24 protein-coding genes and 1 tRNA gene are annotated in these 22,788 nt (G+C 71.2%); 18 read left to right on the top strand and 7 right to left on the bottom strand.

Features of this window, described 5'->3' with window-relative positions; all coding sequences use genetic code 11:
* Positions 1–6 precede the first annotated feature (6 nt).
* Both JOB34_RS03675 and JOB34_RS03670 read right to left on the bottom strand, forming a co-directional pair.
* Positions 7–1,551: a potassium/proton antiporter gene (locus JOB34_RS03675; RefSeq protein WP_208051453.1), complete on the bottom strand. Its 1,545-nt coding sequence runs from the start codon at positions 1,549–1,551 to the stop codon at positions 7–9.
* A 26-nt stretch (positions 1,552–1,577) separates the two neighbouring features.
* Positions 1,578–2,114, bottom strand: coding sequence for a 5-formyltetrahydrofolate cyclo-ligase (locus JOB34_RS03670; RefSeq protein WP_208051452.1), 537 nt, complete (start codon positions 2,112–2,114; stop codon positions 1,578–1,580).
* Positions 2,115–2,201: 87 nt separating this feature from the next.
* Between JOB34_RS03670 and galU the strand changes: the two genes are divergently transcribed.
* The 8 genes from galU to JOB34_RS03630 all read left to right on the top strand — a co-directional run bounded on the left by galU (position 2,202) and on the right by JOB34_RS03630 (position 7,396).
* Positions 2,202–3,146 (top strand): UTP--glucose-1-phosphate uridylyltransferase GalU, encoded by a 945-nt coding sequence (galU, locus tag JOB34_RS03665; RefSeq protein WP_208051451.1) that lies wholly within the window; start codon positions 2,202–2,204, stop codon positions 3,144–3,146.
* A gap of 21 nt (positions 3,147–3,167) precedes the next feature.
* Positions 3,168–4,358 carry a gephyrin-like molybdotransferase Glp gene (gene glp, locus JOB34_RS03660; protein ID WP_208051450.1) on the top strand — a complete coding sequence of 397 codons (1,191 nt, stop codon included), beginning with the start codon at positions 3,168–3,170 and terminating at the stop codon, positions 4,356–4,358.
* A gap of 1 nt (position 4,359) precedes the next feature.
* Positions 4,360–4,836 (top strand): cyclic pyranopterin monophosphate synthase MoaC, encoded by a 477-nt coding sequence (moaC, locus tag JOB34_RS03655; protein ID WP_208051449.1) that lies wholly within the window; start codon positions 4,360–4,362, stop codon positions 4,834–4,836.
* Complete coding sequence (locus tag JOB34_RS03650; RefSeq protein WP_208051448.1) at positions 4,829–5,305, top strand: MogA/MoaB family molybdenum cofactor biosynthesis protein; 477 nt, start codon at positions 4,829–4,831, stop codon at positions 5,303–5,305. The genes moaC and JOB34_RS03650 overlap by 8 nt, the downstream gene beginning before the upstream one ends.
* Positions 5,302–5,925, top strand: coding sequence for a GNAT family protein (locus JOB34_RS03645; protein WP_243757601.1), 624 nt, complete (start codon positions 5,302–5,304; stop codon positions 5,923–5,925). Before JOB34_RS03650 ends, JOB34_RS03645 begins: the two co-directional genes overlap by 4 nt.
* A gap of 56 nt (positions 5,926–5,981) precedes the next feature.
* Positions 5,982–6,977: a hypothetical protein gene (locus JOB34_RS03640; RefSeq protein ID WP_208051447.1), complete on the top strand. Its 996-nt coding sequence runs from the start codon at positions 5,982–5,984 to the stop codon at positions 6,975–6,977.
* Between the two features lie 76 nt (positions 6,978–7,053).
* Positions 7,054–7,272 (top strand): DUF6199 family natural product biosynthesis protein, encoded by a 219-nt coding sequence (locus tag JOB34_RS03635; protein WP_208051446.1) that lies wholly within the window; start codon positions 7,054–7,056, stop codon positions 7,270–7,272.
* Between the two features lie 48 nt (positions 7,273–7,320).
* A tRNA-Ala gene (locus tag JOB34_RS03630) sits at positions 7,321–7,396 on the top strand.
* Between the two features lie 71 nt (positions 7,397–7,467).
* On the opposite strand, the gene JOB34_RS03625 is transcribed toward JOB34_RS03630, so the two are convergent.
* Positions 7,468–8,208: an SDR family oxidoreductase gene (locus JOB34_RS03625; protein WP_208051445.1), complete on the bottom strand. Its 741-nt coding sequence runs from the start codon at positions 8,206–8,208 to the stop codon at positions 7,468–7,470.
* A 46-nt stretch (positions 8,209–8,254) separates the two neighbouring features.
* Between JOB34_RS03625 and JOB34_RS03620 the strand changes: the two genes are divergently transcribed.
* Positions 8,255–8,812, top strand: a complete 558-nt coding sequence (locus JOB34_RS03620; RefSeq protein WP_208051444.1) for a TetR/AcrR family transcriptional regulator — start codon at positions 8,255–8,257, stop codon at positions 8,810–8,812.
* On the opposite strand, the gene JOB34_RS03615 is transcribed toward JOB34_RS03620, so the two are convergent.
* Together JOB34_RS03615 and JOB34_RS03610 are read right to left on the bottom strand one after the other, a co-directional pair.
* Entirely contained in the window at positions 8,809–9,753 is a 945-nt protein-coding gene (locus tag JOB34_RS03615; RefSeq protein ID WP_208051443.1) for an SDR family oxidoreductase, read from the bottom strand. The genes JOB34_RS03620 and JOB34_RS03615 overlap by 4 nt on opposite strands.
* Positions 9,754–9,821: 68 nt before the next feature.
* On the bottom strand, positions 9,822–10,091 hold the full coding sequence (locus JOB34_RS03610) for a DUF805 domain-containing protein (protein WP_208051442.1): 270 nt from the start codon (positions 10,089–10,091) through the stop codon (positions 9,822–9,824).
* An 83-nt stretch (positions 10,092–10,174) separates the two neighbouring features.
* Between JOB34_RS03610 and JOB34_RS03605 the strand changes: the two genes are divergently transcribed.
* The 3 genes from JOB34_RS03605 to JOB34_RS03595 are packed head-to-tail and all read left to right on the top strand — an operon-like array spanning position 10,175 to position 12,754.
* Complete coding sequence (locus JOB34_RS03605; protein ID WP_208051441.1) at positions 10,175–10,717, top strand: HAD-IIIA family hydrolase; 543 nt, start codon at positions 10,175–10,177, stop codon at positions 10,715–10,717.
* Positions 10,718–10,730: 13 nt separating this feature from the next.
* Positions 10,731–11,216, top strand: coding sequence for a PH domain-containing protein (locus JOB34_RS03600; RefSeq protein ID WP_347813705.1), 486 nt, complete (start codon positions 10,731–10,733; stop codon positions 11,214–11,216).
* The gene (locus tag JOB34_RS03595; protein ID WP_208051440.1) at positions 11,213–12,754 is read left to right on the top strand and encodes a PH domain-containing protein; all 1,542 of its coding nucleotides are present in this window, start codon (positions 11,213–11,215) and stop codon (positions 12,752–12,754) included. Before JOB34_RS03600 ends, JOB34_RS03595 begins: the two co-directional genes overlap by 4 nt.
* Positions 12,755–12,938: 184 nt before the next feature.
* Here JOB34_RS03595 and JOB34_RS03590 read toward each other — a convergent pair whose 3' ends face one another.
* Positions 12,939–14,600, bottom strand: coding sequence for a phospholipid carrier-dependent glycosyltransferase (locus JOB34_RS03590; RefSeq protein WP_347813704.1), 1,662 nt, complete (start codon positions 14,598–14,600; stop codon positions 12,939–12,941).
* 134 nt (positions 14,601–14,734) lie between these two features.
* Here JOB34_RS03590 and rsmI point away from each other — a divergent pair, with 134 nt between their 5' ends.
* The 6 genes from rsmI (at position 14,735) to JOB34_RS03560 (ending at position 22,228) form a co-directional block, all read left to right on the top strand.
* On the top strand, positions 14,735–15,607 hold the full coding sequence (gene rsmI, locus JOB34_RS03585) for a 16S rRNA (cytidine(1402)-2'-O)-methyltransferase (RefSeq protein ID WP_347813703.1): 873 nt from the start codon (positions 14,735–14,737) through the stop codon (positions 15,605–15,607).
* 168 nt (positions 15,608–15,775) lie between these two features.
* Positions 15,776–17,569: a methionine--tRNA ligase gene (metG, locus tag JOB34_RS03580; RefSeq protein WP_208051437.1), complete on the top strand. Its 1,794-nt coding sequence runs from the start codon at positions 15,776–15,778 to the stop codon at positions 17,567–17,569.
* Positions 17,570–17,582: 13 nt separating this feature from the next.
* Positions 17,583–18,440 carry a TatD family hydrolase gene (locus JOB34_RS03575; protein WP_347813702.1) on the top strand — a complete coding sequence of 286 codons (858 nt, stop codon included), beginning with the start codon at positions 17,583–17,585 and terminating at the stop codon, positions 18,438–18,440.
* Positions 18,441–18,531: 91 nt separating this feature from the next.
* On the top strand, positions 18,532–19,392 hold the full coding sequence (rsmA, locus tag JOB34_RS03570; protein WP_179479081.1) for a 16S rRNA (adenine(1518)-N(6)/adenine(1519)-N(6))-dimethyltransferase RsmA: 861 nt from the start codon (positions 18,532–18,534) through the stop codon (positions 19,390–19,392).
* A gap of 8 nt (positions 19,393–19,400) precedes the next feature.
* Entirely contained in the window at positions 19,401–20,342 is a 942-nt protein-coding gene (locus JOB34_RS03565; RefSeq protein ID WP_208051435.1) for a 4-(cytidine 5'-diphospho)-2-C-methyl-D-erythritol kinase, read from the top strand.
* Between the two features lie 83 nt (positions 20,343–20,425).
* On the top strand, positions 20,426–22,228 hold the full coding sequence (locus tag JOB34_RS03560; RefSeq protein WP_208051434.1) for an ABC-F family ATP-binding cassette domain-containing protein: 1,803 nt from the start codon (positions 20,426–20,428) through the stop codon (positions 22,226–22,228).
* 7 nt (positions 22,229–22,235) lie between these two features.
* Here the strand turns inward: JOB34_RS03560 and JOB34_RS03555 are convergent, their stop codons facing one another.
* Entirely contained in the window at positions 22,236–22,742 is a 507-nt protein-coding gene (locus tag JOB34_RS03555; protein WP_208051433.1) for a MarR family winged helix-turn-helix transcriptional regulator, read from the bottom strand.
* Between the last annotated feature and the right edge of the window lie 46 nt (positions 22,743–22,788).

Below are 22,788 nucleotides of genomic sequence, written 5' to 3'. Positions count from 1 at the left end.
AGAGCGCTACGGCGTGCCGGACCCGCGGGCCCGCCAGTCCGCGAGGCGGCCGCCCTGGCTCACCGCGCGTACCCGCCGGATGGTGGCGCTACGGGTGGCGGCCGTGGTGACCAGCAGGAGCTGGTCGCTGCGCCGTAGGACGGTACGGCGGTCGGGGACGAAGCTGGCACCCTCGCGCACCACCATGGTCACGTTGGCGCCCGGTGGCAGGCGCAGTTCGTGCAGTTCCACGCCGTGCAGCCGGGAGAGCGGGCCCACGCGCACCTGCAGCATCTCCGCGTGCAGGTCCTCCAGCGGGGTGGACTCCACCTGCATGTCCAGGGCCTGGGTGTCCTCGATCAGTCCGAGGCGCCGGGCGAGCGCCGGCAAGGTCGGGGCCTGCAGCAGGGTGAAGACCACGACGAGCACGAAGACGAGGTCGAAGATCCACTCGGTGCGGGGCGTCCCGAGCGTGAGTGGGACGGTCGCGAGGACGACGGGGACCGCGCCGCGCAGGCCGGCCCAGGACAGGAAGACCTGCTCGCGCCACCGGAACCCGAACCACGACATGCTCGCCACGATCGAGGCGGGACGGGCGAGCAGCAGCAGGACCAGCCCGATCACCAGGGCCGGCACCAGCTGAGCCTCGAGCCGGGAGGGGGAGGCCAGCAGTCCCAGCAGCACGAACAGGCCGATCTGGGCCAGCCACCCCAGCGCCTGCCCGAACCCGAGCACCGCCTGCCGGTGCGGAAGGTGCAGGTTCCCGAGCACCAGCGCCGTGAGGTAGCAGGCGATGAAGCCGCTGGTGTGCGCGAGCGTCGCGCCGGCGTAGGAGAGCACGCAGATGGCCACGATGCCGATGGAGAACAAGCCGGACGACCCGACACCGGCGCGTCGGATGAGCCGGCCGAGACCCCAGCCGAGCAGGAGCCCGATCACGGCGCCGCCCGCCAGCTCGAAGACGGCCGTCAGCACCACGGTCCACCAGGCGCCGCTCGTCTGGCCCGGGGTCGCGGCCTCGGCGAGGGCGATGACGATCAGGACGACGGGCGCGTCGTTGAAGCCGGACTCGGCCTCCAGGACACCGGTGAGGCGGTGCGGCAGCGGCACGTTGCGCAGCACGGAGAAGACGGCGGCGGCGTCGGTGGAGGACACGATCGCGCCGAGCAGGAAGCTGATCTGCCACGACAGGTCGAGCAGGAAGTGCGATGCGACTCCGACGACGGAGATCGAGACCACCACGCCCAAGGTGGAGAGCAGGGCGGCGGGCGCCACGGAGGATTTGATGGTCGACCACCGGGTCGTGAGCCCGCCCTCGGTGAGGATCAGGACCAGCGCGGTGTAGCCGAGCACCTGCGTGAGCGTCGGGTCGTCGAAGCGGATGCCGAAGCCGGCCTCCCCGATGGCCACGCCGATCGCCAGGTAGAGCAGCAGGGTCGGCAGCCCGGAGCGGTTCGCGAGGCGCACCGCCGCCACCGAGACCAGGAGCACCAGGGAGCCGACGAGCAGGGCGATGGCGAGTTGGTGCGGGCCGAAGGAGTCGATCGCCGTGGAGCCCCCCGACGTCGGCATGCGGGTCTCCCTTCAGCGGCGAGTCGTCATTCTGTCAGGTGTCGTACCCCTGCACGGGGTGTGAGCACGGCGTCCACGGCCAGGTCGTGGGGCTCGCTGGGTACGACGTCCGCCAGCTCGTCGTCGTAGACCACGGCCAGCGCGAGTGACCCCGGCGAACGCCGATGCAGGGAGCGGTCGTAACTGCCCCCGCCCTGTCCGAGCCGCATGCCGCGGCGGTCGACTGCGAGGGCCGGGACGATCAACAGGGTCGCCTCGGCAACGTACGACGGGTCGTGAGCGTTCCCGTCGTCCCATCCGAGATCGTTGTCCGGCAACAGGATCGGCACCATCACCCGCCATCCGGCCTGCTCCAGCAGCGTCCTCATGGCCCTGGTGGGCGGTTCGGTCGGCAGCGCGGAGTACGTCGCGGCGAGACCCGACGGCCGGTCGCCCAGCAGGTCCCGCAGGTGCCCGGCGAGTGCCGCGTCGTCCTCGGAGCGCTCCTGCGCGGGGCGCGCGCGACGGCCGGCGCGGATCAGCGCCCGGGCCGCATGTTTGTCCTGGGGGAGTTCACGCCACATGGGGCCCAGTGTGCCGACCCGCCGGGCTGGACCGGGGCTCCGGGGAACGCGTCACCGGCCCCAACGACGAGCGGTTAGCCTTCGGGCATGACGGCACCCCACAAGACCGACGTGCACAAGGCCGTGATCCCCGCGGCCGGCCTCGGCACCCGGTTCCTGCCTGCCACCAAGGCGATTCCCAAAGAGATGCTCCCGGTCGTGGACAAGCCGGCGATCCAGTACGTCGTCGAGGAGGCCATCCGCGCCGGATGCGACAACATCCTCACCATCACCGGTCGCAACAAGTCCGCCATGGAGAACCACTTCGACCGGCACTGGGAGCTCGAGCAGGCGTTGGAGCGCAAGGGCGACGAACTGCGCCTGGACCGGGTGCGCAAGTCGGCCAACCTCGGCAATGTGCATTTCATCCGCCAGGGCGAGCCGCTCGGCCTCGGCCACGCGGTGCTCTGCGCGAGACCGCACGTGGGTGACGAGCCGTTCGCCGTGCTGCTCGGCGACGACCTCATCGATGAGACCGAGGACCTGCTGGAGCGGATGATCGCGGCGCGCGGCACGTACGGCGGTTCCGTCGTGGCGCTCATGGAGGTCCCCGAGGACCAGGTGCAGCTCTACGGCTGCGCCGACGTCGAGTCGATCGAGGGCGAGCGGGACCTGGTCCGCGTGAAGTCCCTGGTGGAGAAGCCCGAGCCGGGCGAAGCGCCGAGCAATCTGGCGATCATCGGTCGCTACGTGCTCGACCCGGCGATTTTCGACGCGTTGGAGAAGACCGAGCCGGGGCGCGGCGGTGAGATCCAGCTGACCGACGCGATGCTGAAGCTGACCGACCCGGGCGTGCCCGGCGGCGGGGTGACCGGCGTGATCTTCCGCGGCAACCGCTACGACACCGGAGACCGGCTGGACTATCTGAAGGCCGTGGTGCGGCTGGCCGCCCGCCACCGTGACTTCGGCGACACCTTTCGGGACTGGGTGCGCGAGTGGGCGGCGTCCGACGAGGCGGCGGGCAAGGCCGAGCACCGCCTCATGGAGCATTGAGGCGACTCTCGGGTCGAGGCCATGCGTAGCGTCGAGGATCACCGCCGACACCTGCTCGATCAGGTCCGGTCGCTCGCGCCCCGCCGCATCCCGGTGCTCGCACCGGAGCTGCTGGGGTCGGTGTTGGCCGCCGACGTCGTCTCCGGTGCCGCCCTGCCCGGTTTCGACAACTCCGCCATGGACGGGTACGCCGTCCGCGCTGCCGACGTCGCCGACGCACCGGTGACCCTTCCGGTGGACGGCGACATCCCGGCCGGTGACACCCGGTCGTCGGTGCTGCAGCCGGGCACCGCCTGGCGGATCATGACCGGCGCGCCCGTGCCCGCCGGCGCGGACAGCGTGGTGCAGGTCGAACTGACCGATGGCGGCACCCATCAGGTGCGCGTCGAGCACGCCGTCGCGCCCGGCACCGCCGTACGCCGGCTCGGTGGCGACGTCCGGAAGGGCGACGTGGTGGCGTTGGCCGGCACCAGGGTCGCGCCGTGGCACATGCCGGCCATCGTGTCCGCCGGGCACGCCGAGGTGGATGTCATTCCCCGACCGCGCGTCGGGATCGTGACCACCGGCGACGAACTGCGCCCCGCTGGGAGCGGTCTGGCATACGGGCAGGTCATCGATTGCAACGGCCCGATGCTGGCCTCGCTGGTGACGGCGCACGGCTTCGTGGTCGGCGCGGTCCGCACGGTCGGCGACGGGGGACCCGAGACCCGCGCGGCCCTGACATCGCTCGCGGGGGAGGTCGACGCCATCGTGACCTCCGGCGGAGTGAGTGCGGGCGCGTTCGAGCCCCTGAAGCTGGCCTTCGCCGACGACTTCGAATTCACCCAGGTGGCGATGCAGCCCGGGAAGCCGCAGGGGTTCGGGATGCTGGGGGACGTGCCGGTGTTCTGCCTGCCCGGCAACCCGGTCAGCTCCCTCGTCTCGTTCGAGGTGTTCGTGGCGCCGGCGCTGCGCAGGATGGCCGGTCGGCCCGATGCCGCGCACAGCGTCCGCGCGACGGTGCAGACCGGGTGGTCCTCCCCGCCCGGTCGCGCACAGTTCGCCCGGGTCGTCCTGGATCACGATCGGCGCATCGTGTCCTCCGGGGGCCAGGCGTCGCACATCATGGGCGGGCTCGCGCACGCCAACGCTCTGGCGGTGGTGCCCGCAGAGGTCACCCAGGTGCACGAGGGTGATGTGCTCGAGGTCATCCCGTTGATCGGCGGCGCCTGACATGGACCGACTGACCCACCTCGACGACGCCGGCGACGCCCGGATGGTCGACGTCTCGCAGAAACCGGTGACGGCGCGCGTGGCGAAGGCACGTGGTCGGGTCCTGTTGTCGCGCGCGGCGATCGGTGCGCTGCGCGACCGGACCGTGCCGAAGGGCGACGCCCTGGCCGTGGCGCGGATCGCGGGCATCCAGGCCGCCAAGCGCACTCCGGAGCTCGTGCCGCTGGCGCACCCCGTCGCCGTGCACGCCGTGTCGGTGAGCCTGGTGGTGCAGGACGACGGCGTCGACATCGAGGCCGAGGTGCGCACGGCCGACCGCACCGGCATCGAGATGGAGGCGCTCACCAGCGTGTCCGTGGCGGCGCTCGCGCTGGTCGACATGATCAAGGCCGTCGACAAGCACGCGCGGATCACCGATATCCGGGTAACGGCGAAATCCGGTGGCCGCTCCGGTGATTGGAGCGAACAGGATGCCTAGGGCGTTGATCATCACCTGTTCGGACCGGGCCTTCATGGGCGAGTACGACGACCGCTCCGGTCCACTGCTCGTGGCCGCCGTGCGGGAGTGGGGGTTCGACGCGGACGAGGCGCTGATCGTCCCCGACGGTCCGCCGGTGGGGGATGCTCTGCGGGCCGCCGTCGCGGACGGGGTGGATCTGGTCCTCACGACGGGCGGCACGGGCCTGGCGCCGTCGGACCACACGCCGGAGGAGACGGCAGCGCTGCTCTACCGCCGGGTCGCCGGCATCCCGGAGGCGCTGCGCGCGGCCGGCGTGCGCAAGGGTGTCGTGTCTGCGGTGCTGTCACGGGGACTGGCGGGAGTGGCCGGCCGCACGCTGATCGTCAATCTCCCTGGCTCCACGGGCGGGGTGCGGGACGCGATCGAGGTGCTGCGGGACGTCGTGCCGCACGCGGTCGCCCAGGTGCACGGCGGTGGTGACCATTGAGCGACCGGCCGTGGCCGATCGCGATCGCCGGTGACTGGCGCGGAATGCGGATCATGTTGCGACCGTTGCGTGCTCGGGCCGACCGGGCCGAGTTCGTGCAGTTGCGTGCGCGGAACGCCGCCTGGACCAGGGAGTGGGACTCCACCTCGCCGATCCAGCAGGCCCCCGTGTCGTTCGCGCAGATGGTGCGCCAGCAGGACCGGCTGGCGGCGCGCGGTGAGCTGTTGCCGTTCGCGGTCGCCGTCGACGGCGAGCTGGTCGGCCAGATGCACCTGTTCAACATCGTGCGGGGCGCGCTGCGATCCGCGGGGGTGGGCTACTGGATCTCGCAGCGGTACGCCGGGCGCGGCATCACGCCGTACGCCCTCGCGACCGCGATCGATCACGCCTTCGGCACCGTCGGACTGCACCGGGTCGAGGTGAACATCCGCCCCGAGAACCACTCGAGCCTGGCGGTCGTCCGCAAGCTGGAGCTGCGTGACGAGGGGCTGCGCCGGGCCTATCTGCACATCAACGGCCAGTGGCGCGACCATCGCACGTTCGCGGTCGTGAGGGAGGACCTCGCTGCGGGCGAGACGATGGTCGGGAGGCTGCGGGCGACGTATCCGGAACCGGTCTGACGACACACCGACGGTGCTGCGGTGCAACGCTTTCCGTACGCCGTAGCGTCGCCCTCGTGGACAACCCGAGCAGCCTCATCTTCGTTGCGATCGTGGTCGTCTGGGCCGGTTGGCTGTTGCAGCACCAGATCCGCCGCCGGCAGGTGCTCCTGACGGCGCGCACCGTCGAGACGTTCTCCGACGCCATGCGGGTGCTGGAGCGCCGCGCGCCGGTCACCGTCGATGCCTCCCACTCGCACGCTGCCGAGCGCACCTCGCTGCGCGCCGGCACCGTGATCCACGGCGAGCATCCCGTGCACGATGAGCCGCAACTTCCCGCACACCATTCGAACGAGGTTGCCATGTCTGCGGATTCGTCCATGACGGACAAGCTTCACCACGTGCTCGACCGGGCACGAACCGTGGCGGGACGGCGCCGTACGCGCGGCATCGCGTTCCTCGTCGCCGCCGGCCTGCTGCCGCTGACGCTGCTCCTTGTGGTCGCCGGGGCCGTGTCCTGGCTCGCGATCGTCGCCTCGCTGATGCTGCTGGGTGCGGTGCTGCTGTGGCTGCGCGCCGAGACCGTGGCCGAGCAGCGCCGCGCGGGCCACGACGCACCGGCCGTGCGTCGGACGACCCCGCAGTCGCGACCGCAGCAGCCGGTGCGCCGCCGGCGCCCCGTCGCCGAGCGCCACGACGACGAGACCCACGTGGAGTTGATCCGCTGGGACGACGTGCCGTTCGACGCCCAGCCCGCGCCGGTCCGTGCTCAGCCCGCTCCCGCAGCGCGGAAGAACGAGCGCGTCGAGGTCGAGACGGTCGCCGTACCGACCGTCGGTGCCCCCGAGTCGCCCGTGCCCGCCGCGTCTGTCACAGCGCAGAGCGCCCCCGACGACACCTGGTCGCCGGTCCAGGTGCCCAAGCCGACCTACACGATGAAGGCCAAGGCTCCTGAGCGTGCTCCCGCCGCACCCGCGTCCTACGAGAACGTGCCGGTGCAGGAGCTGCCCTTCGACGGGATGGCGCTCGACCCCGAGGTCGAGGAGCTGCCCTCGGCCTTCCGCGCCGGCTGACCCGCCCTTCCTGGGGTTTCGCTGGGAACGGCTGCGTCCGGGCTCAAGATCGTTGCGCTTGCTCTAGGTTCACCTCATGCACTGGTTCATGATCCCGTTCTTCATCGTGTTCTTCGGCATCGCCCTGTGCAACGTCATCGCGCCGGAGGCCACCTGGCGACGCACCCGTGCGTGGCAGTACAAGAACCCCGGAGCGGCCGAGCCCAGCGCGGCCGCGTTCAAGGTGCAACGCATCAGCGGGGCGGTCGCGATAGTGGTCGGGGTCGTGATTCTGGTCGTGACGCTCAGCAGGTGAGCCGGTTCGGCGGATGGGGCGCGCGGTGTTAGAGTTTCGCTTGCTTTTGGGGCTGTGGCGCAGTTGGTAGCGCGTCTCGTTCGCAATGAGAAGGCCAGGGGTTCGAATCCCCTCAGCTCCACCAGTGGCAGACCCCGTCAGGTCGGCGCGACAGCGTCGGGCGGCGGGGTCTGATTCATTTACCGGCCCTGGTGATCAGCCCTGTGACGTGGGTCGGATGGTCAGGTCGCCGATCTCCACGTCGTCGGGCTGCTCGATGGCGAACGCGATGGCGCGGGCCACCGCGGCGGGGTCGATGCCCAGCTCGCCCATCCGTCGCTGCATCTGCTCCCGGATCTCGGGGTCCTCCACGGAGTCGACCAGTTCGGTGCGCACGAACCCCGGCGAGATCGAGGTGGTGCGCAGGACGCCGTCGGTGGACTCCTGGCGCAGCGCTTCGAGCAGGGTGCGGACCGCGTTCTTGGTGCCCGCGTAGACGGCCTGGGTCGGGACGATCTTCAGCCCCGAGGTCGACACCGTGGTCACGAGATGACCGCGCCCCTGTTGCCGGAAGACGGGCAGCGCGGCGGCGATGCCGTGCAGTACACCCCGCACGTTGACGTCGATCATCGCGTCCCACGAGTCGACATCGAGGTCGGATACCGGTGCGGTCCGGGCGATTCCCGCGTTGCTCACCAGGACGTCGAGCCGTCCGAAGGTCTCGACGGCGACTGCGACCAGTCGCGTCAGGTCGGCGCGTCGTGTGACGTCTGTCGCCACGACCTGAGCACGTCCGCCATCGGCGCGGATCCGCCCGGCCAGCGCCGCCAGGCGGTCGGTGCGTCGGGCACCCAGGACGATCGCCGCGCCGCGTCCGGCCAACTCCAGCGCCGTCGCCTCGCCGATCCCGCTGCTCGCGCCGGTGATGGCCACGACCTTGCCGTCGATCCCGCTCATGCCTGCCTCCAGCTCTAAACTGACGCGAGTCCCGAACGGGGAGGCCATGCCAGCACGCGCACCTCGTGCGGACGCGGTCGTCAACCGTGCTCGCATCGTCAGCTCCGCACGCGCGGCGCTGGTCGCGTCGGGCGGATCCGTCGACGGTCTGCGGCTGCAGGCCGTCGCCAAGGCCGCGCAGGTGGGGCAGGGCACGCTCTACCGCCACTTCCCGACCCGGGAGCACCTGGTTGCCGAGGTGTATCGGCAGGAGATGGGCGACCTGGTGCAGACGGTGCCCGCGCTGCTCGCCGAACACCCGCCGCTGCGGGCGCTGGAGCTGTGGCTGGACCGTCTCCTGGAGTACGCGCGCGTCAAACGCGGCGTCGTCGCGGCGATCGAGGCGTCGGCGTGGCAGAACCTCTACGCCGACAACGAGAAACGGCTGGACCACGCGCTGCAGACCCTGCTCGACGAGGGCGCGGGGGCCGGCGACGTGCGCGAGGATGTCGACGCGACCGACGTCATCCTGCTGCTCGGTGCCCTGTCGCGTGTGCCCGAGGGGGAGTGGGTTGCCCGCGCTCACACCCTGGTGACGGTCATCCTCGACGGCCTGCGTCGCTAGCGGTAGTCCTCCACGGACAAGGGCGCTGCCCCGTCCCCGGCGGTGCGGCGGGCCAGGTAGCCCCAGCAGTCCGGGCGCGACCCGTCGGCGTCGGTCACGTCGTACGCGTCCGAGAGCTGGCGGGCGGTGACGATCTGACCGGACCATCGGTCGACCCCCGGATCGGCGGCTGCCGCCGCGACTCCGCGCGCGACGTACGTCGGGGACTCGGAGATGGCGAAGCCCGGCTCCTTCGCCAGGGCGTCACGCCAGCGCTCCTCGGTCACGCCGAACCCCTCGAGCATCGCTTCGGAGCGCAACCAGCCGGGTGTGACGCCGATGGCCGTCACCGGCTCCTCCCGCAACTCGAAGGTGAGGCCGTCGACGATGCGTCCGACGGTGGCCTTGACCAGGTCGTAGTAGAAACCGACGCCCTCGCGGAAGGAACTGTTGAACTGCGCCGTGCCGTCGGTCATCTCCACCACCAGCGCGCGTACGCCGGTATCGCGCGCCGTGCGCAGCATCAGCGGCAGTGCGTGGTGGCTGGTGATCAGGTGGGTGTCGACGCCCATCCGCAGCATCCGCAGGCCGCCCTCCAGGTCGTGCTCCCACAGCGGGCGGTCCCACTGCGCGTAGCGGTCGCCGCCGAAGATGTCGTTGACGAGCACGTCGAGCCGGCCGTGGTCCTGCTCGATCTCGCGCACCAGCGCTTGCACCGCGTCCAGATCCTCGTGGTCGACCACCACGGCGCGCCCGGTGCCGCCCGCCGCGTGCATCGCCTCGGCCGTGCCCTCGATGGTCTCGGGGCGGTCGATCTCCGAACGGCCGAAGGCCCGGCTGCTGCGGCCGGTCGCGTAGACGAAGGCGCCCGCGCGCGCCAGTACGACGGCGATCGCCCGGCCGGCGCCGCGGGTGGCCCCGGCGACCAGGGCGACCCGGTCGGTCAGCGGTCCGTGCTCCATGGGGTGCTCCTGCCGCGCGACGGTCGGTCCCCCTTGCTACCGCAGTCGGCGGTACGCCGCAACGGCGCTCAGTAGCGCTGGGGCGCCCGGCCCGCTCCGCCCCGCAGGTACTCCAGTTCGCGCTCCGTCGGCGACTTCTTGAACGCGAAGACGAAGAACATGATCACGTTGAGGATCGGCACGAGCCCGATGAGGACCCACCAGCCGGAGTAGCCCGAACGGCGGATGATGCGCACGATCGCCCAGATGTAGAACACGAGGACGATCAGGTAGACCACGCCCGCACCGATGAACACGCCGTTGGCGATGTGGAAGTCGTTCGTGTTCTCGGTGTCCATGACGCCCCTCGTTCAACCCGCGCAGATGTGTTGTGGCCGAAGGTAATACATCGGTCGCGTCGGCGGTGGGGGAAGATCTGCAGGTGTCGACATCCCGCCCGCAAGCCGTCCTCTTCGATCGTGACGACACGCTCATCGGGAACGTCGCGTACAACGGCGACCCGGCCCTCGTCGTACCCGTCCCTGGCGCGCGCGAGGCCGTCGACGCCGTACGCGCGGCCGGCCTGCGCACCGGCGTGGTGACCAACCAGTCGGCCATCGGGCGCGGGTACATCACCGAGGCCGACATGCGGGCCGTCAACGACCGCGTCGAAGAACTGCTCGGGCCGTTCGACACCTGGCAGTTCTGCCCGCACACGCCACAGGACGACTGCGTATGCCGCAAACCGCGGCCCGGCATGGTGTTCGCCGCTGCCGCGGCGCTCGGGGTGGCCGCGAGTGCATGCGTGCTGATCGGAGACACCGAGGGCGACATGTCGGCGGCGCGCGCGGCCGGTGCCCGCGCGATCCTCGTGCCCGGAGCGGCGACGACGCAGCAGGCCGCCCGCGCGGCGTCGGCCGTCTGCGCAGACCTCGGCGAGGCCGTTCGTCTGGCGTTGCGCGGGTCGGCGAACGAGGCGCCGTGAGAGGGTTTCCCGTGTGGATCAGCTGAGGGAGCCGAGACACCTGGTGGCGCCCCGCGCGAAGGCCATGTGGGCGACGCAGTACGGAGTCGCGGGGGTCGTCGTGCTTGTCGTGGCGGTGGTCCTGGTGTGGACCGGCGCCATCACCGGGGTGTGGCGCTACGTCGCGTGCGCGGCCGCTGCGCTGCTGGCCGTGGTCGGGATCTGCGTGGTGCCGTTCTGGCGCTACGCCGTGCATCGCTGGGAGATCACCGACACCGCCGTCTACACCCAGCGCGGCTGGCTGGTGCGCGAGCGGCGCATCGCGCCGGTCTCCCGGGTGCAGACCGTCGACACCGAGCGCGGCCCCATCGACCAGCTGTTCGGCCTGACCACCGTCACGATCACGACCGCGTCGGCCAAGGGTGAGCTGCGCATCGAGGGTCTGCGGCGCGGCGACGCCGAGAAGGTCGTCCGCGACCTCACGACCGCCACAGCGGCCAGTCCCGGCGACGCGACGTGACGGCACCGGGCAGTGTCGGGTACATCGCGGACATCCCCGAGGACGGCGTCTGGCGGCGGCTCAGCCCGCGGATGCTGCTGATCCACCCGGTCCGGGAGATCATCCGCTTCCTGCCCGCCCTGGTCACGGTGGTCTTCGCCGGTCGCAGCGGCGGACAGAACTGGTGGGGGCTCATCGTCGCCGCGGTCGCCATCGGCGCGGGAGTCGCCCGCTGGCTCACGACCCGCTACCGCTTCACCGACAGCCAGGTGCAGCTACGAGCCGGGCTGCTGCGGCGTACGACGGTCTCCGCGCCGGCCGACCGGGTGCGTTCGGTCGACGTCACCGCGTCGATCCTGCACCGTGCGCTCGGCCTCGCGGAGGTGAAGATCGGCACCGCCGCCGGTGAGAAGGAGATGCGGCTCAACGGGCTGACCACGCGGGAGGCGGCCGACCTGCGAGCCGACCTGCTGCACCGCAGCCGGGCCGGGGGCGTCGAACTGTCCAAGGAGCCCGGGCCGGTCGAGCCGGAGCGGCAGCACGACGAGGGTGCGGACGTCGAGCTCTACCGGCTCGATCCGTCCTGGCTGCGGTACGCGCCGTTCGGCCCGAGCGGGCTGGTCGCCGCCCTGGCGATCTTCGGTCTGGCCAGTCAGGTGGTCCAGGCCACCGGGCTCGACCCGACCCGGTCGGGGGCTCTGCGCGATGTGAGCGGGGCGGTGCTGCGCGCCGGGACCGTGCTCGCCGTCGCCGTCGGCGTGCTCGTCCTGCTCGTCGTCGTGGTGCTGCTGTCCCTGCTCGCGTACGCGCTGGCGTTCTTCGGTTTCCGGCTGACCCGCAGCCGTGGCGGGGAGACCCTGCATGTCGCCCGCGGGCTGCTCACCACCCGCGCCGTGTCGCTGGAGACCCGGCGGCTGCGGGGGATCGAGCTTCACGAACCGATCCCGCTGCGCTGGGTCGGGGGCGCCCGGCTGCGGGCGGTCACCACCGGCCTCAAGGGCGACGATCGCGGAATGAGCGCGATGCTGGCCCCTCCGTCGCCGACCGCTGTGATCGCGCGGACCGCCGGCCGGGTGCTCCGGTTGCCCGGAGAGCTGCGGATCCCCTTGCGACAGCACGGCGCTGCGGCCCGTCGCCGGCGCTGGGGTCGGGCGTTCGGAGTCTCCGTCCTCGCCGCGGCCGTCCTCCTCGTGATGGCGTGGTGGATGTCCTCGTGGTGGTGGGTCGCGCTGGCCGTGCTCGCCATAGTGCTGGCCTGGCCGCTCGCGGTCAGCCGCTCGGCCGCTCTCGGCCACCAGGTCACCGACCGTTTCGTGGTCGGCCGGTCCGGTGCCGTGCGCCGCACGACGTTCGTGATCGAGCGCGGCGGGGTGGTCGCTCTAACCACGCGGCAGTCGCTCTTCCAGCGTCGGGTGGGTGTCTGCTCGGTGATGCTCGCGACGGCCGCCGGCAGCGGCTCCTACGAGATCCGCGATGTCACCACCGACCGTGCGGACGAGGTCCTCGACGCGGTGAGCGGCGGTCTGTCGCGCCAGTTCAGCGCGCGGCCCGCGAACTGAGCCTTATTCATCTGCGGCCGTGCCGGTTCTGAAGCGGCTTGGACGAGGATCGCTGCAGCCGGCCTCCGCTGCCGGCGTCACCTGCGTTGGTTGTCGGCGGATCGGTCACTTTCCTGCACCGGCGCCACAGGCCGACGTGGGTTGTCGGCGGATCGGTCACTTTCCTGCGTCGGCGCGCGGCTCCTCAGACCCAGCTGGGGAACCACATCCGCCACTGCCAGTGGGTCTGCGGGATGACCTGGCCGGTCCAGATGGGCCAGAAGAAGATGAAGAGCGCCGTCACCAGGAGCAGATAGCCGCCGACGGCCACCTTGCCGAAGAGCACCCGGCGCGCGTCAGCCGTGACCGGCCCCAGCATCAGCCCCAGCACGAAGACGCACGCGAGCACGACGTACGGGGAGAAGACCACGCTGTAGAAGGTGAAGATGGTCCGCTGCTGGTACTGGAACCACGGGAACCAGCCCGCCGCGACACCGCCCCAGATCGCACCGGCGCGCCAGTCGCGGCGTAGCAGCCAGCAGAAGAGCAGCACCGCCAGCGCCACCGTGCCGAACCACCAGATGCCGACGTTGCCCAGTGAGGTGATGGCCTTGCTGCACTGCGCCGCGCCGCACTCGTGCGGGGGCGGGCTCTCGTAGAAGAACGACGTCGGGCGGGTCTGCAGCATCCACGACCACGGGTTCGACTCGTACGGGTGCGGCTGCGTGATCGACAACGCGGCCTTGTACATCTCGACGTTGTACTGCCACAGCGAGCGCAACGGATCCGGCAGCCAGGCGAAGAGGTGGCTGTCAGGAGAGATGCCGTCGTTCTTCACTGCCGGATTGTCGGCCGCCCACTGCCGGTCGTACGCGCCCGGGTGGGAGAACCAACCGATCCAGGTGATCAGATAGGTGCCGACGGCGACCGCCACCATGTAGACCGCCGCGGGCAGCGCGTCCTTGAGGAACGTCGCGCTGATCCAGCGGCGTACGCCGACACTGCGCCGGGCGCCGACGTCCCAGAGCACCGACATCACGCAGAAGACCGCGAGGTAGTAGCCGCCGGACCACTTGGTGGCCACGTCCAGACCCAGGCACACGGCGGCGACCCAGCGCCACGGCCGCCAGCCGAGCCACGGTCCGGCCAGGTCGTGCGCGTCCCAGGTGCCGGCGTCCTTCATCGCGGCGACCTTGCGGGCCAGGATGCCGCGGGTGCGGGCCCGGTCGGCGAGCAGCGCGACGAACCCGGCGAGCGCCCAGAACATCACCATGATGTCGAGGATCCCGGTGCGGGACATGACGAACTCGCTGCCCTCGAAGCACAGCAGGAGCGAGGCGATGGCGGCGAGCAGCGGCGACCGGAAGAGGTGCCAGGCGGCCCGGCCGACGAGGTAGATGCTAAGGGTGCCGGTCGTCGCGACCGCGAACCGCCAGCCGAACGAGCTGTTGATGCCGAAAAGCGACTCTCCGAGGCCGATCAGCCACTTGCCCATCGGCGGGTGCACCACGAAGTCGGGGTTCGAACCGTAGATGTGCGGATTGCCCATCGTGAAGAGGCTGTCGGGGTTGTTCGTGATGCCGGTGGTCTTGTCCTGCTTGCGCTCGTACCCGAAGCGCATGAGGGACCAGCCCTCTTTGACGTAGTACGTCTCGTCGAAGATCAGCTGGTGGGGGCGGCCGACGTTCCAGAACCGCAGGATCCCGCCGACGACGGTCAGCATCGCCGGGCCGAGCCAGCCCCAGAGCTTCTCCTGCGCCGTACGCGGTCGCCCGAGCAGCCGTCGGCGCAGCTGCTCGGTGGTGCTGAGGGCCCGGGTCGGCGCCAGGCGGGTACGCCGCGGCGGACGCACGAGCGTCTGGATCACGGGTGACCTCCCTGCCACGTCGCTGCGCATCGCGGTCCGCCACCGGTTGGCAGGGCCGCCGCAGGGAGATTAACCGACGGGGCTGCGTCACGCCGTGTCTGCCACGGCCCGGTCGCCGTGCCAGGGTGGCGTGCGTGACTGGAGCACTGGTGCTGGCCGCCACCCCGATCGGCGATCCGCGCGACGCCGCCCCACGGCTCGGCGCGGAACTGACCACCGCCGACGTGGTCGCCGCCGAGGACACCCGCCGCCTGCGGCGGCTCACCGACGACCTCGGCATCACCGTCGGCGGCGCGATCGTGAGCTACCACGAGCACAACGAGGCGCGGCGTACACCGGAGCTGGTCGAGCGGATCGCGGGCGGCGAGCGGGTCGTGCTCGTGACCGACGCCGGGATGCCCTCGGTGTCCGACCCCGGCTACCGCCTGGTGGTGGCCTGCGCCGAGCGGGGGCTCGCGGTGACCTGCGTGCCCGGCCCGTCGGCGGTGCTCATGGCACTGGCGGTGTCGGGCCTGCCGGTCGACCGGTTCTGTTTCGAGGGGTTCTGCTCCCGCAAGGCCGGTGAACGCGCCCGCCAGTTGGCCGCGTTGGCCGGCGAGCGCCGCACGATGGTCTTCTTCGAGGCGCCGCACCGATTGTCCGAGACGCTCGCCGCGATGGCCGACGCGTTCGGCGCCGACCGGCGCGGTGCGGTGTGCCGTGAGCTCACCAAGACCTACGAGGAGGTCCGCCGCGGCGGGCTCGGTGAGTTGGCGCAGTGGGCCGCCGACGGCGTCCGCGGGGAGATCACCGTCGTGGTCGATGGCGCTCCGCAGGTGCAGGTCACCCTTGAGGACGCTCTCCCGCAGGTGTTGGGGCTGGTGGCGGACGGCGTACGACTGAAGGACGCGTGCGCGAGCGTCGCCGAGCAGACCGGGCTGTCGAAGAAGGCGCTGTACGACGCCGCGGTCGTGGCCAGAGGACAGAAGGCACCGCCGGTGGTGCCCGAGATGCCGGAGCCCCGCTGACCCCGCGCTCGCGGTAGGTGCACGGTTTGCGTCTGTGGCCAGGGCGGCAGCACTGACCGCAGACGCAGAACCCCCACGTCGTCGTACGACGCCCTGCGCTGACTCAGCGGGCGTCGCCGTTCGGGCTGGGGAAAACCGGTGGCCCGCCCTCCCTAGACTTGCCCGGTCATGAAGATCCTGTCTGCAGTCGCCTGGCCGTACTCGAACGGTCCCCGCCACATCGGTCACGTCGCCGGTTTCGGGGTGCCCGCCGACGTCTTCAGCCGGTACATGCGGATGGCCGGGCACGACGTGCTCATGGTCAGCGGCACCGACGAGCACGGCACGCCGATCCTGGTGCTCGCCGAGCGCGAGGGTGTCACGGTGCGTGAGATCGCCGACAAGTACAACGCGGTGATCGCCCAGGACCTGACCGATCTCGGGCTGTCCTACGACCTGTTCACCCGCACCACCACCGTCAACCACTACACCGTCGTCCAGCAGCTCTTCGAGTCCATCGACGCCAACGGCTACTTCGTGGAGCAGACCACCCGCGGCGCGATCAGCCCGAGCACTGGGCGCACCCTGCCCGACCGCTACATCGAGGGCACCTGCCCGATCTGCGGATATCCCGACGCACGCGGCGACCAGTGCGACAACTGCGGCAACCAGCTGGACGCCACCGACCTGATCGACCCGCGCAGCAAGATCAACGGCGAGACGCCGGAGTTCATCGAGACCCAGCACTACTTCCTGGACCTGCCGGCGCTGGCCGACGCGCTCGGGGAGTGGCTGGACGAGCGCGAGGCCAGCGGGGAGTGGCGCCCCAACGTCATCAAGTTCAGCCAGAACATCCTGGCCGAGATCCGGCCGCGCGCGATGACCCGCGACATCGACTGGGGCATCCCCATCCCGCGGAAGGGGTGGGAGTCCAAGCGTTTCTACGTGTGGTTCGACGCCGTCATCGGCTACCTGTCGGCCTCGATCGAGTGGGCACGCCGGCTGGGGGAGCCCGACCGCTGGCGGGAGTGGTGGAACGACCCGGCCGCGCGGTCGTACTACTTCATGGGTAAGGACAACATCGTCTTCCACTCCCAGATCTGGCCCGCGGAGATCCTCGCCAACAACGGCAAGGGGACCCGTGGCGGACAGCCGGGGAAGTACGGCGAGCTCAACCTGCCCACCCAGGTGGTGTCCTCGGAGTACCTGACGATGGAGGGCGCCCAGTTCTCGACCTCCCGAGGACACGTGATCTACGTGCAGGACATGGTCGCCCGCTACGGGCCGGACGCGCTGCGCTACTTCATCAGCGCCGCCGGTCCGGAGACCCAGGACTCCGACTTCACCTGGGCCGAGTTCGTGCAGCGCAACAACTCCGAGCTGGTCGCCGGCTGGGGCAACCTGGTCAACCGCACCGCGTCGATGATCGCCAAGAACTTCGGCGAGATCCCGACCCCCGCCGCGACCGAGTCCATCGACGAGGCCCTGCTGGACGGCGTACGCGGTGGGTTCGCCGAGGTCGGCCGCCTCATCGAGGCACACCGGCAGAAGGCGGCGCTGCAGGAGGCCATGCGGTGGGTGCGCGAGGCGAACAAGTACGTCACCGACACCGAGCCCTTCAAGCTCAAGGGCGAGGATCAGCGTGACCGGCTCGCGACGGTGCTGCACACCCTCGCGCAGGTGGTGAGCGACCTCAACACGATGCTCGCGCCGTTCCTGCCGCACAGCGCCAACGTCATCCACCGGGTGTTCGGTGGGACGGGTGAGTTCGTTCCCATGCCGCGACTGGAGCAGGTACGCGACCTCGACCAGCCCGAGCGCGGCTACCCGGTCATCACCGGCGACTACTCCGCCACGCCTCGCTGGGAGCGCCGCGCGATCGTGCCGGGTGTGCCCGTGCCGAAACCGGCGCCGGTCTTCACCAAGCTCGACCCGAGTGTCGTCGATGACGAACTGGCCCGGCTGCAGGGCGAACTCGCGTGATCGGTCGTACGCCGTGAGCCGGGGTCACGAGGCCGGCTCGCGCGGCGGGCCGCCGCCCGCGCCCGACCGGCTGCCCGTCGCCGTGGTCGACAACCACACGCACTGGGACATGGCGCGCGACGGCGAGAGCCCGCCCGACATCCCGCAGGCCATCGCCGCGGCGCGGGCCGTCGGGGTGGACCGGTTCGTGCAGGTCGGCTGCGACGTCGAGGGTGCCCGGTTCACCGCGCGGGTCGTCGAGCAGTACCCCGAGCTGGTGGGCGCTGTCGCGCTGCACCCGAATGAGGCGCCGCGCCTGGCCGCCGAAGGCACCCTGGACGAGGCCCTCGCCGAGATCGCCGCCATCGCCGCGCACCCGCGGATCCGGGCGGTCGGCGAGACCGGGCTGGACTACTACCGCACCGGCGAGGTCGGTCGCCCGGCGCAGCAGGCGTCGTTCCGTGAGCACATCGAGCTCGCCAAACGCCTCGGCAAGGCGCTGCAGATCCACGACCGGGACGCGCACCAGGACGTGCTGCGGATCCTCGCCGAGCAGGGCGCGCCGGACCGCACGGTGCTGCACTGCTTCTCGGGCGATGTGGCGATGGCGCGCGAATGCGTCGAGCATGGCTACTTCCTCAGCTTCGCCGGCACGGTGACCTTCAAGAACGCGCGTGACCTGCGCAACGCGCTCGCGGTGACCCCGCTGGAGCACCTCCTGGTCGAGACGGACGCGCCGTATCTCACCCCCTCGCCGTACCGCGGGGCGAGTAACGCGTCCTACCTCGTGCCGCTCACCGTGCGGGCGATGGCCGGCGTCCTCAACGTCGACGTCCCGACGCTGGCGAAAGCGTTGTCGGACAACAGCGAACGGGTCTACGGGCCCTGGTGACCGGCTGGTCCCGCGGTGGTCAGCGTCCTTGTGGCGCCGATGCCCCGCGGACGCTGACAACCGGTCGGGTACTGCTGCGTAGGGTGGCGCCGTGACGACGCCCGCCGGTGACGGCCTCCTCGGCGCGACGCAGGTGCGCGCGCTCGCCGCGGAGCTGGGTCTGCGTCCGACCAAGCAGTGGGGTCAGAACTTCGTCATCGACGCCAACACGGTGCGCAAGATCGCGCGCCTCTCCGGCGTCGGCCCGGATGACCAGGTCGTCGAGGTCGGCCCGGGCCTGGGGTCGCTGACCCTGGCCCTGCTGGAGTGCGCGGGCGGCGTGACCGCGGTGGAGATCGACCCGACCCTGGCCGCGCGGCTGCCGCAGACCGTGCGCGAGGTGGCCCCGGACCGTGCCGACCGGCTCCAGGTGGTGCAGGCCGACGCGCTGCGCACGCCGCTCCTGCCGGATCCGCAGCCTGTCGCCCTGGTGGCCAACCTTCCCTACAACGTGTCGGTGCCGGTCGTGCTGTCCTACCTGGAGTGGTTCCCGAGCATTACCCGCGTCCTCGTGATGGTGCAGTGGGAGGTCGCCGAGCGCCTCGCGTCACCTCCGGGCAGTCGTGTCTACGGAGCCCCCAGCGCGAAGGCCGCCTGGTACGCGCGGGTCCGCCTCGCCGACCGCGTCGGCCGCAACGTCTTCTGGCCGGCGCCGAACGTCGACTCCGGGCTGGTCGAGATGATCCGCCGCGACGCGCCGGTCTCGCAGGCCCCGCGGGAGGCGGTCTTCACCTGCATCGACGCGGCGTTCGCCCAGCGCCGCAAGACGTTGCGATCGGCGCTCGCCGGCTGGGCCGGCAGCCCTGCCCTCGCCGAGCAGGCCCTGCGCGCCGCCGGGGTGGATCCCGGCCTGCGCGGCGAGCGATTGACCATCGAGGCGTTCGCCGCGATCGCCGCGAATCGTCCGGCATAGTGGGCGGCATGCGGACCGTTCCCTCCTCACCCGGTGTCCAGGTGAGGGTGCCCGCGAAGGTCAACCTCGAGCTGCAGGTCGGCCCGTTGCGCGACGACGGCTACCACTCCCTCGCGACGGTCTTCCACGCCGTCAACCTCACCGACGACGTCCGTGTGACGCCCGCGACCCACTGGGGGTGCGTCGTCAACGGTCCGTACGCCGCCGCCGTGCCCACCGGCACCGACAACCTCGCGGTCCGCGCGGTGCAGCTGCTCGGCGAGCGGTTCGGCATCGAGGAGATGCTGCAGATCGACATCGACAAGCACATCCCGGTCGCCGGCGGGATGGCCGGAGGGTCGGCCGATGCCGCGGCGGCGTTGGTCGCGGCCGACGCGCTCTGGTCGCTCGGGCTGACCCGGGCCGACCTGATGGGGATCGGCGCGGAGATCGGCTCGGATGTGCCGTTCGCCATCACCGGTGGGACGGCCCTTGGGTCGGGGCGTGGTGAGGTGCTGGCCCCGGTGCTCACGCAGGCCGACTTCCACTGGGTGTTCGCCCTGCAGCACGAGGGCTTGTCGACCCCGAAGGTCTACGCCGAGTGCGACCGGTTGCGCGCCGGGGAGTCGGTGCCCGCGCCCGAGCCGTCCGGAGCCCTGATGTCCGCGTTGCGGTCCGGCGACGTCGACGAGCTGGCGCCGCACCTGCGCAACGACCTGCAGGACGCCGCCATCTCCCTGATGCCGAGGCTGCGCGAGGTCATCGACACGGGGATGGAGGCCGGGGCGTGCGGAGCGGTCGTCTGCGGGTCCGGACCGACCGTGGCGTTCCTCTGCGCGAGCCACCATCTGGCGCTCGACCTGATGGTCACCCTGAGCGCGGGCAAGGTGGCCGACGACGTCGTACGCGCCGTCGGACCCGCCCCCGGAGCCCACGTGGTGACCGACCTGCACTCGGTCGGTCCGGCCTGACCTCGCGCGCTCGTGAGCACCGTCGCTACTCAGGCGCGGAGCGACTGGTCAGGAACGTGCACGCACCGCATTAGCCTTGTCCCATGCCGAATCTGCTCGCCTGCGAGCGCATCTCGCTGGCGCTGGGCACCCGTCAACTCCTCGACGAAGTCTCCCTCGGCGTCGGCACAGGAGACCGCATCGGGGTTGTCGGGCGCAACGGCGGCGGCAAGTCGACGCTGCTGCGGGTGCTTGCGGGGGTCCAGGGCGTGAACGACGGCCGGGTCACGCGGGTCGGCGGTCTGCGGGTCGGGATGCTCTCCCAGGACGACCGGCTCGACCCGGCGTCCACGGTGCACGCCGCTGTGGTCGGCGACCGCGCCGAGCACGAGTGGGCCGCCGACGCCAGGGTGCGCGACATCCTGGACGGGCTGCTGGGCGGTGTCGGTTTCGACACCGTCGGGGGCCCGGACGCCCTGGTCGGGCCGCTGTCCGGGGGCGAACGTCGCCGGGTCGCGCTCGCGTGCCTGCTCATCGACGACCCCGCGCTGCTGCTGCTCGACGAGCCCACCAACCACCTCGACGTCGAGGGCGTGCAGTGGCTCGCCGCGCACCTGGTGCGCCACCGCGCGGGCGCCTCGGGCGCGTTCGCCACGATCACCCACGACCGGTGGTTCCTCGACGAGATCGCGACCCGCACCTGGGAGGTCGTGGACGGTCAGGTCGAGCAGTACGACGGTGGTTACGCGGCGTACGTGCTCGCCAAGAACGAGCGCGACCGGATGGCCGCGGTCACCGAGGAACGCCGCACCAACCTGCTGCGCAAGGAGCTGGCCTGGCTGCGCCGCGGACCGCCGGCCCGCACCAGCAAGCCGCGCTTCCGCATCGACGCGGCCAACGAGCTGATCGCCGGTGAGCCGGAGCCGCGCAACGGGGTCGAGCTCGTCCGCTTCGCCACCACCCGTCTCGGGAAGGACGTCGTCGATCTCATCGACGCGACCGTCACCGTCGACGAGCGGCCGCTCATCGATCGCCAGACCTGGCGACTTGCTCCCGGTGAGCGCACCGGCATCGTCGGGGCCAACGGCGCCGGCAAGTCGACCCTGTTGCGGGCGATCGAGGGCACCCAGCCGCTCGCTGCCGGGAAACGTAAGCAGGGCAAGACCGTTCAGCTCGCGATGTTGACCCAGGAGGTCCGCGAGCTGGAGCGCTTCGACGGGCTGCGGGTGATCGACGCGATCACCGACGTCAAGTCGCACATCATGCTCGAGGGCAAGGAGGTCAGCGCCAGCAGCCTGGCCAAGCGGCTCGGTTTCGACGGCGGCCGCCAGCAGGTGCGGGTGTCCCAGCTCTCCGGTGGCGAGCGGCGTCGTCTGCAGTTCCTGCGGCTGCTGATGCACGAGCCGAACGTGCTGCTGCTGGACGAGCCGACCAACGATCTGGACATCGAGACCCTGACCTCGATGGAGGACGTGCTCGACGGATGGGCCGGCACGCTCGTCGTGGTCTCCCACGACCGCTACCTGCTGGAGCGGATGTGCGACCGGCAGGTGGCGCTTCTCGGCGACGGCCAGATCCGCGAGCTGCCGGGTGGGGTGCACCAATTCCTAGAGCTGCGCGCGGCCCGGCGGGCCCGCTCCGACGGATCGCCGGCTCGTGTGGCCACGCCGCAGGCCGCGCGGACGGACCCCGCTCAGCAGCGGGAGGCGCGCAAGGACATGGCCCGGTTGGAGCGTTCGATGTCCAAACTGGCCGACCGCGAGCAGACGCTGCACGACGCGCTGGTCTCGGCAGCGTCCGACCACGCCCGCGCGGCGGAGCTGGACGGTCAGTTGCGCGCGCTGCACGCCGAACGCGAGGAGATGGAGCTCAGCTGGCTGGAGATCGCCGAATCCGTAGAGGACTGAGCGAGTCTCAGGCCTCTACGGCGGTGAGCAGGGTGCGCAGCGTGCCCGCCAGCCGCTCCTGCTCGCGGACCGGCAGGTGGGCCAGAAGGGCCTGCTCGTGCTCCAGCAGGTCGGCCATGGCGGCGTCGACGACGGCGAGCCCGGACGGGGTCAGTCGTACCAGGACGCCGCGGCGGTCATGCGGCGCGGGACCACGGCGTACGAAGCCGCGCTCCTCCAGTCGGTCGACACGGTTGGTCATGGTGCCGCTGGTCACGAGGGTCTGCTGCATGAGGGCGCCGGGCGACAGGCGATAGGGCTCGCCAACGCGGCGCAGGGCGGAGAGCACGTCGAACTCCCAGCCGTCGAGGTCGTGCTTGCTGAACGCCGTGCCGCGTGCCTGGTCGAGCAACCGGGCGAGGCGGGTGATGCGCGAGAGCACCTGCAACGGGCGGACATTCAGGTCGGGGCGTTCGCGCGACCAGGCGTCGACGATCGCGTCGACGTCGTCAGGCGGGCCGGGCCGATCGGGCATGAACCGACTATAGCCAGCATCAAGCTTCTTGACATCAAGACATTAC

The sequence above is a fragment of the Allobranchiibius sp. GilTou38 genome (assembly GCF_017565325.1).
Taxonomy (GTDB): domain Bacteria; phylum Actinomycetota; class Actinomycetes; order Actinomycetales; family Dermatophilaceae; genus Allobranchiibius; species Allobranchiibius huperziae.
Note: the sequence above shows the minus strand (reverse complement) of the source record. Positions and strands in the feature narration are given on the sequence as shown.

Excerpts from the sequence above, each read along its gene's own strand:
- JOB34_RS03675 (WP_208051453.1), bottom strand. The coding sequence starts at position 1,551 with ATGCCGACGTCGGGGGGCTCCACGGCGATCGACTCCTTCGGCCCGCAC.
- JOB34_RS03670 (WP_208051452.1), bottom strand. The coding sequence starts at position 2,114 with ATGTGGCGTGAACTCCCCCAGGACAAACATGCGGCCCGGGCGCTGATC.
- galU (WP_208051451.1), top strand. The coding sequence starts at position 2,202 with ATGACGGCACCCCACAAGACCGACGTGCACAAGGCCGTGATCCCCGCG.
- glp (WP_208051450.1), top strand. The coding sequence starts at position 3,168 with ATGCGTAGCGTCGAGGATCACCGCCGACACCTGCTCGATCAGGTCCGG.
- moaC (WP_208051449.1), top strand. The coding sequence starts at position 4,360 with ATGGACCGACTGACCCACCTCGACGACGCCGGCGACGCCCGGATGGTC.
- JOB34_RS03650 (WP_208051448.1), top strand. The coding sequence starts at position 4,829 with ATGCCTAGGGCGTTGATCATCACCTGTTCGGACCGGGCCTTCATGGGC.
- JOB34_RS03635 (WP_208051446.1), top strand. The coding sequence starts at position 7,054 with ATGCACTGGTTCATGATCCCGTTCTTCATCGTGTTCTTCGGCATCGCC.
- JOB34_RS03625 (WP_208051445.1), bottom strand. The coding sequence starts at position 8,208 with ATGAGCGGGATCGACGGCAAGGTCGTGGCCATCACCGGCGCGAGCAGC.
- JOB34_RS03620 (WP_208051444.1), top strand. The coding sequence starts at position 8,255 with ATGCCAGCACGCGCACCTCGTGCGGACGCGGTCGTCAACCGTGCTCGC.
- JOB34_RS03615 (WP_208051443.1), bottom strand. The coding sequence starts at position 9,753 with ATGGAGCACGGACCGCTGACCGACCGGGTCGCCCTGGTCGCCGGGGCC.
- JOB34_RS03610 (WP_208051442.1), bottom strand. The coding sequence starts at position 10,091 with ATGGACACCGAGAACACGAACGACTTCCACATCGCCAACGGCGTGTTC.
- metG (WP_208051437.1), top strand. The coding sequence starts at position 15,776 with ATGAAGATCCTGTCTGCAGTCGCCTGGCCGTACTCGAACGGTCCCCGC.
- JOB34_RS03565 (WP_208051435.1), top strand. The coding sequence starts at position 19,401 with ATGCGGACCGTTCCCTCCTCACCCGGTGTCCAGGTGAGGGTGCCCGCG.
- JOB34_RS03560 (WP_208051434.1), top strand. The coding sequence starts at position 20,426 with ATGCCGAATCTGCTCGCCTGCGAGCGCATCTCGCTGGCGCTGGGCACC.
- JOB34_RS03555 (WP_208051433.1), bottom strand. The coding sequence starts at position 22,742 with ATGCCCGATCGGCCCGGCCCGCCTGACGACGTCGACGCGATCGTCGAC.